Consider the following 12,121-nt stretch of genomic DNA (forward strand, 5'->3'; position numbering starts at 1 on the left):
TTATTGATCTCAATTTTAATTTTTACAAACGGATAATGTCTATTTAAATTAAAGTAAGGCTTCTCTCAAAAAACTTGTGATTTAATGCCTTAAGTCTCTTATTTTTGAAAAAAAAACTTGATCAAGAATTCTTTTATTTTATTCCTGTTATTAGGAATAATATCCGTCAGCTGGAGTCAGAATAACCATACCTTAAGCGGTATTATTACTGCAGCTTCATCTAATGAAACATTAATAGGTGTTAACGTTTTGGTGCCCGAATTAAATACCGGAGCTGTCACTAATGAATATGGCTTCTACTCGATCACCTTGCCAGAAGGGTCGTACGACATTCAAATTAGTTTTATAGGTTTTAATTCAATTTCAAAAGCAATTAATCTTTCTGAAAATACAAAGTTAAACTTCAGCTTAGCAGAAGCTACTGAAACTTTAGATGAGATAATAATTGAAGAAAACATTGAGAAACTAAGCATCAGAAAACCTCAAATGAGTGTAAATGCATTAACGGCATCAACGATTAAACAAATTCCTGTTGTTTTTGGTGAGGCAGACGTTATAAAATCTATTCTACTTTTACCGGGAGTCACAAGTGCCGGCGAGGGCGCAAGTGGCTTTAATGTAAGAGGAGGCGCTGTAGATCAAAACCTTATACTTTTAGACGAGGCTATAATTTTTAACTCCTCTCATTTATTTGGTTTCTTTTCTGTGTTTAATCCAGATGCGATTAAAGATTTAAAACTTTATAAAGGTGGTATTCCTGCTCGTTATGGCGGCAGAGTATCTTCAGTGCTCGATATTTATCAGAAAGAAGGAAACAGTAAAGAGTTTCACGCTAATGGTGGTATTGGTGCTATTGCAAGTAGACTACTGGTTGAAGGTCCTATCGTAAAAGACAAATCTGCCTTTTTAATAGGTGGTAGAGCCTCCTATGCGCACCTTTTTTTACCCCTTTTTGATTTAGATAATAAGGCGTATTTCTATGATTTAAATGCAAAACTGAATTATAAACTAAACGAAACTAACAATTTTTACTTATCTGGCTATTTTGGTAGAGACCTTTTTAGCGTCAATGAAAGTTTTGTAAATGTTTATGGTAATGCTACTATAAATTTAAGATGGAATCATATTTTCTCAGACAAGCTATTTTCTAATCTTTCACTCATCTACTCCGACTATTATTATGGTCTTGAGCTTGATTTTGTAGGATTTCAATATGACTCGGGTATTCGTAATTTTAATTTAAAGTATGATTTTCAGCATTATTTAAATAACAATCTAAAATTAAGCTACGGTATAAATAATATATATTACCGCTTTAATCCTGCTACTATTGAGCCTAATAGACCAGACTCTGGCATTGTACCGTCACAGCTTACCCATAAATTTGCAAATGAATTTTCGGCATATATTGAAGCAGAGCAAGATATTACAAGCAATCTAACCTTAAGATATGGGGTAAGACTGAGTCATTTTACAAGACTTGGTCAAGATTCTTTTTCTAGATACGCAGATGATAGTCCACTTATTTACAATGATAATCTAAAGATTTATCAACCGGCAACTCCTACAGAAATAGAAACCAATACCGGCACTTTAGCCACGTTTACAAACCTAGAGCCGCGTGCTTCGTTATCTTATACATTGAACAATTCAAGTTCTGTAAAAGCGAGTTATAATAGAATGGCTCAGTATCTACATTTAATATCAAATACAAATTCTCCTACTCCACTTGATGTTTATGCTCCTAGCGGACCTTACTTAAAGCCACAAATTCTTGATCAGTATGCATTAGGCTATTTTAAAGAACTAGCTGATGGCGATTATTCTATAGAGACTGAAGTGTTTTACAAAGACGTGCAAAACAGACTTGATTATAGAAATGGTGCGCAGCTTATCGCTAACGATGCTATTGAAGGCGAAGTTCTTGTAGGTAAAGCCCGCGCCTATGGGTTAGAATTTTTAGCACGAAAAAATGAAGGTGACTTCACCGGCTGGTTAGCTTATACATTGTCACGTAGTGAACAGCAAACTCCCGGTCGTTTACCCGGTGAAGTAGGAATTAATAATGGAAATTGGTATGCTTCAGCTTATGACAAAACCCACGATATAAGTGCTTATCTAAATTACAAGGCGAGTAAAAAATGGAACTTTAATGCAAATTTTGTCTTTCAAACCGGGCAACCTACAAATTATCCCGTAAGTCAATCTAGCTTTCAAGGTTTGATTACTTCAAATTATGGCATGCGTAATCAGGAACGGCTACCATCTTATAATCGATTAGATATTTCGGCTACACTTACACCTTCTAGAAATATTGATCGAAAGGTACAAGGAGAATGGGTATTTAGTATTTATAATGTGTATAACCGTATGAATGCTGCATCAATTAACTTTAGACAAAATGAAGATACAGGAGTTAATGAAGCCGTTAAAACCTCAATCTTCGGAATTTTACCTTCTGTAACATATAATTTTAAATTTTAATGCGCACCTTTATAAAATACACAGCAATTGCAATTTTTACAGGGCTTATAACCGGTTGCCAGGAGACGATAGATGTAGATTTACCACAAACGGAAGAGCGACTGGTGGTAGATGCATTAATGCGCATTCCTCAATCTAATTCTAATTTTGTAAGAGCTTATTTGCGACTCACCTTGACTACTGGTTTTTTTGAGGATACGATACCTACCGTAAATGATGCAATTATTAATTTAAGAAGCAACACAGAAACCTTTAGACTTAATTTAGATGGAAATGGGTATTATAGCGCGATGGTTCCGCGAGATCAAATTACTAACGATGAGATGACGCTTACCATCTTTTACAAAGATGAGATTTACAGATCTAATACCCGTTTCATTGCTTCGGTACCTTTGGACAATTTATCTCAAGGAGATGGCAGTTTGTTTTCTGGTGACGAAACTGAAGTTGTGGTAACTTATACAGATACTCCAGACCAAGATAATTATTATCTTTTTGATCTCGATCAAGGGCAGTATTTAACTAGTGAAGATACTTTTTACAAAAATCAGCAGTTTTCTTTTTCTTATTTTTACGATGAAGTTAAACCGCAGGATACCCTTAATGTTGAGCTTATAGGCATTACTAAACCTTTTTTTGATTATATGAGCATAGTTATTAATCAGTCGGGTTCTGCTTCGGGCAATCCTTTTGCTGCACCACCTTCAGAAATAAGAGGAAATGTCATTAACGATACAGACGAAGCTCATTATCCTCTAGGTTATTTTGCTATAGGTGAAAGCTTCAGTGATCAAATAATTATAGAATAGACTTTTACAAATTTTTCGGCATTAATATAAACAGAAATTAATAGCATTTTAAATGAATTTCACTAAAGTTACAGAGCAAGACTCCACATATAGAAATTTGGAAAAAATGAGTATTTCTGAAGTATTAACCTCCATTAATACAGAAGATAAAACTGTACCTCTTGCTGTTGAAAAAGCTATGCCGCTAATTGAAAAATTAGTCAGCAAAGTAGTCGATCAACTTAAAGCAGGTGGGAGACTTTTTTATATGGGAGCAGGTACCAGCGGAAGATTAGGAGTTGTGGATGCCTCAGAATGCCCGCCTACTTTTGGGGTTCCGCACGAGTTAGTTGTGGGGTTAATTGCAGGAGGAGAAGCCGCTATTCGCAAAGCCGTTGAATTTGCCGAAGACAGTACAATACAAGGTTGGTCAGATTTACAAAACTACGATATAACATCTAAAGATTTTGTCATAGGCATTGCAGCTTCAGGCACGACGCCTTATGTATTACACGCATTAAAAGCGTGCAATGAACGTAATATACCCACAGGGAGCATAACGTGTAATGCCAACTGCCCTATTTCATTAGAAGCAAAATACCCTATTGAAGTAATTGTAGGTCCAGAATTTGTTACCGGAAGCAGTAGAATGAAAGCGGGTACTGCCCAAAAACTAGTGCTTAATATGATTTCTACGACTACTATGATACAGTTAGGTAAAGTAAAAGGCAACAAAATGGTAGATATGCAATTGAGTAATGACAAGCTTGTAGATCGTGGTATACGTATGATACAGGCAGAGCTAGACATAGATGCAAAAAATGCCGCGCAATTATTAGAAGAATACGGCTCTGTACGTGCAGCCATAACTAATTATGTAAAATAATGGGAACTGACAAAGAAGCTTTAGTAAAAGGTGTACAAACTATGGCAATGTCGCTGCTGTTTATGTTTTTAGGACCCGGTCTTATATATCAGGCTTTTAAAAATCAAGAGCATCCACTTTATATTCCTGTATTAATTTTAGGAGGTGTAGCCGCAATACTAGCTATCTACTTTGGGTTTAAAGGTATAAACCGAATAATGGATTCTATGTTTGGTAAAAAGTAAATATCTGTAAAAGTCTAAGAACATTTTTATAGATGGAAACATAAAAAAAGCCTTTGCGATTAGCAAAGGCTTTTTTATATATACTATTGAAAACGCTTATTTAGCGAATTTCTTGTACTTGTTCTTGAACTTATCTATACGACCAGCTGTATCTACTAATTTAGATTTACCGGTGTAGAATGGATGTGATGATCTAGAAATCTCCAGTTTTACCAACGGGTAAACTTCACCTTCTACTTCTATCGTTTCTTTTGTATTAGCAGTAGATTTAGTTAAAAACACATCATCGTTAGACATGTCTTTAAATGCTACTACTCTAAAATTTTCTGGATGTATCTCTTTTTTCATCGTAAAATGCTTTAAAATCTGCTGAATTTTGAGGTGCAAATTTAGAAATAAATTATTACCTAACAAGGCTATTCGCAATAATATTTAACTTTTATTCAAAAAAGAAAATAAATGTAACATAATGTCCCTTATCTCTACTTATGTATTACTAAAAATATAGGTGTATTTATACCTAAAACGTACTTTTACAAACTAAATCTTAACTAAGATGAAAGAACAACAACAAACCACAGGAAAAGTAGCATTAACTTACGGGACACTATTAGGTGTACTTTCTATTACTCAAGCTGTAATCCTATATATTACAAACAGCTTATTAGATCAAAACTGGGTTACTGCAGTGGTAGGTTTTGCCATTATGATCGGGATGATTGTATATGGTCAAATGGTTTTCAAAAAGGGCAATGGTGGTTATATGAACTTTAAAGAAGCGCTTAAAGTAGGTGTAGGTATTGCCATTACTGGTGCTCTTATTGCTGCTTTGTATAACTTTATATTTCTAACGTTTATTGAGCCAGGATTTGTTGATCTTATAGTAGAAAAACAACGTGAAGCAATGATTGAACAATCTCCTAATATGACCGAGGCTCAAATCGAGCAAGGTTTAGCCATGGCCGGTCAATTTGCTCGCCCTTGGGTACAAGCTTCTTTTCAAATCGTAGGCGGAATATTTTTTGGTTTTATCATATCACTTATAAGCGGTCTTATTCTTAAAACAGAAAACCCGTACCAAGATTAATACAGTATGCAACTATCGGTAGTTATACCTCTTCTTAACGAAAAAGAATCTATACAAGAACTTTACAACTGGCTTCTACAAGTTATTACTTCAGAACAATTAACGTATGAGCTTTTATTTATAGATGATGGTAGTACAGATGGTTCTTGGCAGCTAATAGAACACCTTGCAGAAAGTAATCCTAATATTAAAGGATTACGCTTTAATAGAAATTACGGCAAAAGCCAGGCATTAAATGCCGGCTTTCTTGCTGTACAGGGCGATGTGGTTATCACTATGGATGCAGATCTGCAGGACAGTCCAGACGAGATACCAGAACTTTACAGACTCATCACAGAAGAAGGCTTTGACCTGGTTTCAGGATGGAAAAAGAAACGATACGATTCGGTCTTATCAAAAAACCTTCCGTCTAAATTATTTAATGCTGCAGCACGTAAAACCAGCGGACTGAAATTACACGATTTTAATTGTGGCTTAAAAGCTTACCGAAATGAAGTTGTAAAAAATATAGATGTGTATGGCGATATGCACCGCTATATTCCCTTACTTGCTAAAAATGCGGGCTTCGCTAATATCACCGAAAAAACAGTACAGCATCAGGCTCGCAAATATGGCCAGACAAAATTTGGCGCAGACCGCTTCATCAAAGGATTTCTAGACCTTTTGACAATATGGTTTGTCACGCACTTCGCAAAAAGACCTATGCACTTATTTGGCACTTTAGGTGCTATTATGTTTATGATAGGTTTTGGTCTTGCTGCTTATTTAGGCATAGACAAATTGTTTATAAATCCTACAGCTCGTTTACTAACACAGCGTCCTCAGTTTTATATTGCTCTTACCAGTATGATTATAGGAATGCAACTCTTTATAGCCGGTTTTCTTGGCGAACTCTTGCAGCGTACAAAACATGAAAGACCTAGATATCTTATTAAAGATAAAAAGGGTTTTTAAGTAAAGTGTACGTTAACCGAAATGACTATTTTTGAATTTAAACTTATATAATTGCGCACTATGAATCCTGAAATTACTGCAAAAGCGGAGGCCTGGTTGTCTCCTACCTTTGATACAACCACTCAAGAGGAAGTTAAAAAGTTACTTGCAAACAATACAGAAGATCTAAACGAAAGTTTCTATAAAAATCTTGAGTTTGGTACCGGTGGAATGCGCGGTATAATGGGCGTAGGCACAAACCGAATCAATAAATATACCTTAGGTAAAAACACCCAGGGTTTATCTGAATATCTTAAAAAATCATTTCCGGGAGAGTCTGTAAAAGTTGCTATCGCTTATGATTGCCGAAACAACAGTAAAGAACTGGCTCAGGTTGTTGCAGATGTATTTTCTGCAAATGACATAAACGTATTTTTATTTAGTGATTTAAGACCTACACCAGAACTTAGTTTTGCTGTAAAACATCTAGATTGCCATTGTGGTATTGTACTCACTGCAAGTCACAATCCACCGGAATATAACGGCTATAAAGTATACTGGCAAGATGGTGGTCAACTCGTACCACCACAAGATTCTGAAATAGTAGCCCTAATAGAACAGCTTGACTATAACGCTATTAATTTTAATGCTAAAAAAGAGCACATTACCTATATAGATACTGAAGTTGATGCCGCATTTTTAAAAGCTTCATTAGAAAATGGAAGCTTTTCTGAATTAGCAAAACACCGCGATGATGTAACAATCGTTTTTACACCACTTCACGGAACATCAGTAACTGTGATTCCTGATGTTTTAGAGCAAGCAGGGTATAAAAATGTACATATAGTTGAAGAGCAACGTAAGCCAAATGGTAATTTCCCAACGGTAAAATCTCCCAATCCTGAAGAACCCGAAGCTCTTAAAATGGCTATGGCTCTTGCTGAAGAAAAAAACGCAGATATTGTTATAGGTACAGATCCTGATTGTGATCGCCTTGGGATAGCTGTACGTGATAACTCCGGTAAACTAGTGCTTTTAAATGGTAACCAGACTATGGTTGTTATGACCGATTTCTTACTGGATAATTACTTTGAAAACAATAAAGCAGACGGGACTGAATTTATAGGCTCTACTATTGTATCTACCCCTATGATGGAGGTTTTAGCTAAATCCTATGACGTAGAATGCAAACTAGGCCTTACCGGTTTTAAATGGATTGCCAAAATGATTAAAGATCACCCTAGCCAGTATTTTATAGGTGGTGGTGAAGAGAGTTTTGGTTATATGGTAGGTGACTTTGTACGTGATAAAGATGCGGTAACCGCTACTCTACTTGCCTGTGAGATTGTAACTAAAGCAAAAAGTGAAGGTTCGTCGTTTTATAAAAAATTACAAGATCTTTATGTAAAACATGGTTTTTTCAAAGAAGACCTAACTTCACTTGTAAAGAAAGGAATTTCTGGAGCTGAAGAGATTAAGCAAACAATGATTAATCTGCGTGAAAACCCATTGACCTCTATCATTGGCGAACGTATTGTTCAAATAGATGACTATGCAAGTTCAAAATCTTTAAAGGTAAATACAGGAAGTTCTAGCGATATTGAAATTCCAAAATCTAATGTTCTTATTTACCATACAGATAAAGGCTCTCGTATAGCTGCACGACCAAGCGGCACCGAACCTAAGATAAAATTTTACATCAGTGTTAATGATACCGCAGATAGTCTTGCAGATCTTGAGGACACCGAGAAAAAACTAGATGAGAAAATAGCAGGTATTCGTAAAGAATTAGGTCTGTAATTAGAAACACCTCATTTAGTAATAATACCTATAAATCCACCAGTATATAAAACACTGGTGGATTTATACTTAAGTAGAGTACTCTATTAAATTTTACAAGCGCTTAGGCCTTATGAATTACTTCAAACAAATATTACAATTTGCAATTCCTTATAAGAAATACGCAATTCTCAACATCATTTGTAATATTCTATACGCTGTTTTCAGCACGCTATCATTTTTAGCCTTAATACCGGTCATTGAGATTTTATTTGATAAGAGTAAACGTATTTCAGAATTACCTGTTTGGGAAGGATGGCCTAATGTAAAGCAATATGCTGTAGATTATTTTTATTATAATGTAAGCCAGCGTGTAGCAGAAGATGAGCTTTCAGCACTTGTTTTTATCTGTATAATAGTTGTCATTCTATTTTTTCTCAAAAATATTTTTGGATACTTAGCTACCTATTTTATTACCTTCTTGCGGAATGGAGTAATGCGCGATGTACGTGATGCTATTTATGATAAATTAATTGAATTGCCTATCTCCTATTTTTCAGAAAAACGAAAAGGAGATACCATTTCCCGAATTACAGCCGACGTTAACGAAGTAGAACGCTCCTTTCTTTCTATATTAGAAATGGTGGTGCGCGAGCCGTTAACCATAATTTTTACCATCATTGCTATGGTTTTAATGAGCGCCAAGCTTACCTTATTTGTATTTATATTTTTACCCATTTCTGGTTTAGTCATTTCGAGAATCGGAAAGTCTTTAAAGCGACAATCTAGTCAGGCTCAGGAAGAAAATAGTACGTTTTTATCTATTGTAGAAGAGACCTTATCAAGTCTTAAAATCATTAAAGGATTTAATGGGGAAGAGCAGTTTAGAACTAAATTCAGATCGAGTACAAATCGATTGAATACCGTATTAAACAGCTTGCTTAACCGTCAAAATCTAGCCTCTCCTGCAAGTGAATTTTTAGGGATTTTTGTAATTGTAATCATCCTCTGGTTCGGTGGTCAAATGGTACTTGTAGACGGTACACTTTCTGCAGCTACATTTATCGCATTTTTAGGCTTATCTTATAATATTCTAACACCGGCAAAACAGATTAGTAAAGCTTCATACAGTGTAAAAAAAGGAGATGCCGCTGCAGAGCGTATTCTTTCGGTTTTAAATACGGAAACCACTATAAAAGATAAGGCAGATGCTAAAGTTGCAGCAACTTTCTCAGATTCGGTACGTATTGAAAATATCACGTTTAGTTATGAAGATGAGCAGGTACTCTCAAACTTTAGTGCGGTTATTCCTAAAGGTAAAACTGTTGCCTTAGTAGGTCAAAGCGGAAGCGGTAAAAGTACTATTGCAAATCTGGTCACGCGCTTCTATGATGTTAATGAAGGTGCTATCAAATTAGATGGGATCAATTTAAAAGATCTTACTAAAAATTCGGTACGGGCGCAGATGGGATTAGTCACTCAGGACTCAATTCTCTTTAACGATACGGTACGTAACAATATTTTATTAGGAAAGCCAGAGGCTAGCGATGATGAAGTAATAGAAGCGCTTAAAATCGCAAATGCCTGGGAGTTTGTATCAGACTTGCCTTTAAAACTTGATACTAACATAGGAGACAGCGGAAACAAACTAAGTGGCGGTCAAAAGCAACGTCTTTCTATTGCGCGGGCAGTTTTAAAAAACCCGCCAATTATGATCTTAGATGAGGCTACTTCTGCTTTAGATACCGAAAGTGAGCGCCTGGTACAAAAAGCTTTAGAAAATATGATGATGAATCGTACTTCTATTGTAATTGCACACCGCTTATCTACTATTCAAAATGCAGATCAAATCATTGTAATGCACAAAGGAAAAATTGTTGAGCAAGGCAAACATCAAGAACTTTTAAGTTTAAATGGTACTTATAAAAAGCTGGTAGATATGCAGTCTTTTGATTAGTTAAAACTATATATTATTTAAAAGAAGCCTCAACAATTAAATACTGTTGAGGCTTCTTTTTTTAAGGCTTTAATAGAAAACTGTAAAGATATTAAGTTCTTAAAGAGTATTTTAGAGAAGCGAATTACTTCTAGATAAAAACTATTTAAAAGAGTTTGAAAATAACTTAAATACGGATAGTATGCGAATGTTGTGTTATCCGGGAGTTGTAAAACATATGAAAAGAACAGTATTATTAACATTAGTATTTTTACCTCTGATTTTAACTGGACAAAATTCAGAGAGTTTTTTTCCGATTGAAATTGGAAAAGAAAAAACCCTAACTTGGTATAAAGACAAATACGTGGAGTCTTTTACTGATTCAACAGAAATTGGCGGAGAAAAATATTATTTGTATTCCCAGAAATTTAAAAATAACTTAATGGAAATGCAAATCCGAATAAGTAACGATACTGTATATCATTGGAATGATGTTAAAAAAAAGCATCAAGTGTTTTTCGGAGTAAACCCAAAAGTTGGTGTAACAATTGGCAACGGAACAATTAAAAAAGTTGGAGCAAAACTAAAAACACCTAAAGGAAAACTTACGGATTTATTAGTAATCGAAATGAATTATTCAAACGGAATGTCTGACACAAGATATTACCAAAAAGGACTTGGACTCGTTGCTGTGAAAAATAATAGAGGATTAATCTGTTATTATATTCCTGATTAAAAAATACGTTTTACAACAACGATAACCGTTGCACAAGCCTTTAATTTTTAGAAAATATCACTTATTTAAACCGCTTTTAAGCGGTTTTCTAGTTTTATATCGTTTGTAAATTAGCAGAATGAAGTCTCTTTAAAATGGACTTATACTCTTGATTTAACGTCATTGTGAACTTTAAAAACAAGCCGAGCATCCCTACTCCACTTTTTATGCGCTTTTCAATAAACTTAATTTATATTTTGAGGTTGTAGGCGATGTCAAAGTGCTGCATACATTTATTGGCCTATTTTAAGCTATTAGTAATTACTTTACTTGGCCCTATAATCCCGCTAGCCCTTGACTTGGTTTCTATCTAAATTTTGTAATTCGCATCAGACAGCTTAAACCTAATTTTCCTTAGTTTATCACTAATTTTCCTTGACTCATACTTATGTTATTGAACGCCAATTGCCTTTAAGATAGGTTTGCAGCATCAAATCTAAACACTAAAACAATATATTATGAACAGAGAATTAGTCTTCTTGAGAACTTTTGCAGTTGCTACTGTGGGAATAATGGTTTTTCTAACCACTGCTGCGTTTAAAAAAAATGGTAATCAAAGATTCAGCGAAATAGATGTTGAACGAATTAATATCGTAGAAGCAGACGGTACCGTAAAAATGATTATTACAAATGTGGAACGCTTTCCTAACGGAACTGATAAAATTAATACAAGACCTACAAATGAAGAACGTAAAAAACGATCTGGAATGTTGTTTTACAATGAGGATGGGATAGAATGTGGTGGATTTATCTATGATGGTCAAGAAAATGAGAATGGTCACAGTTCAGGACTATCATTAACATACGACCAGTATGACGGAGATCAGGTAATGCAGTTACTTACACAGGATTATCAAAAAGGTGATAAAAGATTTGTAAGCAGTAGTCTTGCATTCAATGATCGACCAAGTAAAGAGTCTCAATCTAAAACAGCTGAAATTATGAAAGAATTAGAGGAGCTTAGAAAAAAAGATCCTGATGCTATGAGACTCAAACAAAAAGAATATGAAGAACAAGGTTTAATAGGCGGTGTACCCCGAGTAATGCTTGGTAAAACCAGAAGTCAGAATAATGGTTTATTTCTTTTTGACGACAAAGGGATGCCCAAGGCGATGTTTTACGTAGACAAAGAAAACAATGCTAAACTTGACTTCTTTGACGAAAAAGGAAATACAATTGCATCATTTCCGGAAAACAAAAAATAATGAATATTTAAAAATAGCATTATA

The 12,121-nt window shown here is 34.9% G+C and carries 11 protein-coding genes; 10 read left to right on the plus strand and 1 reads right to left on the minus strand.

Features of this window, described 5'->3' with window-relative positions; all coding sequences use genetic code 11:
* Positions 1–117 precede the first annotated feature (117 nt).
* Genes P164_RS06975 through P164_RS06990 form a run of 4 tightly spaced genes read left to right on the plus strand, consistent with a single transcriptional unit; the run spans position 118 to position 4,382 of the window.
* Positions 118–2,484 carry a TonB-dependent receptor gene (locus P164_RS06975; RefSeq protein WP_234405828.1) on the plus strand — a complete coding sequence of 789 codons (2,367 nt, stop codon included), beginning with the start codon at positions 118–120 and terminating at the stop codon, positions 2,482–2,484.
* Complete coding sequence (locus tag P164_RS06980) at positions 2,484–3,293, plus strand: DUF4249 family protein (protein WP_028375720.1); 810 nt, start codon at positions 2,484–2,486, stop codon at positions 3,291–3,293. Before P164_RS06975 ends, P164_RS06980 begins: the two co-directional genes overlap by 1 nt.
* Positions 3,294–3,345: 52 nt before the next feature.
* Complete coding sequence (gene murQ, locus P164_RS06985; protein WP_028375721.1) at positions 3,346–4,158, plus strand: N-acetylmuramic acid 6-phosphate etherase; 813 nt, start codon at positions 3,346–3,348, stop codon at positions 4,156–4,158.
* Positions 4,158–4,382, plus strand: coding sequence for a DUF6095 family protein (locus tag P164_RS06990; protein WP_028375722.1), 225 nt, complete (start codon positions 4,158–4,160; stop codon positions 4,380–4,382). The genes murQ and P164_RS06990 overlap by 1 nt, the downstream gene beginning before the upstream one ends.
* Before the next feature lie 96 nt (positions 4,383–4,478).
* Here the strand turns inward: P164_RS06990 and P164_RS06995 are convergent, their stop codons facing one another.
* Positions 4,479–4,730, minus strand: coding sequence for a type B 50S ribosomal protein L31 (locus tag P164_RS06995; protein ID WP_028375723.1), 252 nt, complete (start codon positions 4,728–4,730; stop codon positions 4,479–4,481).
* Positions 4,731–4,938: 208 nt separating this feature from the next.
* Between P164_RS06995 and P164_RS07000 the strand changes: the two genes are divergently transcribed.
* From P164_RS07000 to P164_RS07025, 6 genes are all read left to right on the plus strand, one after another.
* Positions 4,939–5,469, plus strand: coding sequence for a DUF4199 domain-containing protein (locus P164_RS07000; RefSeq protein ID WP_028375724.1), 531 nt, complete (start codon positions 4,939–4,941; stop codon positions 5,467–5,469).
* Positions 5,470–5,475: 6 nt separating this feature from the next.
* Positions 5,476–6,423 (plus strand): glycosyltransferase family 2 protein, encoded by a 948-nt coding sequence (locus P164_RS07005; RefSeq protein ID WP_028375725.1) that lies wholly within the window; start codon positions 5,476–5,478, stop codon positions 6,421–6,423.
* Positions 6,424–6,483: 60 nt separating this feature from the next.
* The gene (locus tag P164_RS07010; protein ID WP_028375726.1) at positions 6,484–8,202 is read left to right on the plus strand and encodes a phospho-sugar mutase; all 1,719 of its coding nucleotides are present in this window, start codon (positions 6,484–6,486) and stop codon (positions 8,200–8,202) included.
* Between the two features lie 112 nt (positions 8,203–8,314).
* Positions 8,315–10,138: an ABC transporter ATP-binding protein gene (locus P164_RS07015; protein WP_028375727.1), complete on the plus strand. Its 1,824-nt coding sequence runs from the start codon at positions 8,315–8,317 to the stop codon at positions 10,136–10,138.
* A 217-nt stretch (positions 10,139–10,355) separates the two neighbouring features.
* A complete protein-coding gene (locus tag P164_RS07020) occupies positions 10,356–10,853 on the plus strand; it encodes a hypothetical protein (RefSeq protein ID WP_028375728.1) in 498 nt (165 codons plus the stop codon).
* A gap of 497 nt (positions 10,854–11,350) precedes the next feature.
* Complete coding sequence (locus P164_RS07025) at positions 11,351–12,097, plus strand: hypothetical protein (RefSeq protein WP_028375729.1); 747 nt, start codon at positions 11,351–11,353, stop codon at positions 12,095–12,097.
* Positions 12,098–12,121 lie beyond the last annotated feature (24 nt).

This window comes from Leeuwenhoekiella sp. MAR_2009_132 (assembly GCF_000687915.1).
GTDB lineage: Bacteria > Bacteroidota > Bacteroidia > Flavobacteriales > Flavobacteriaceae > Leeuwenhoekiella.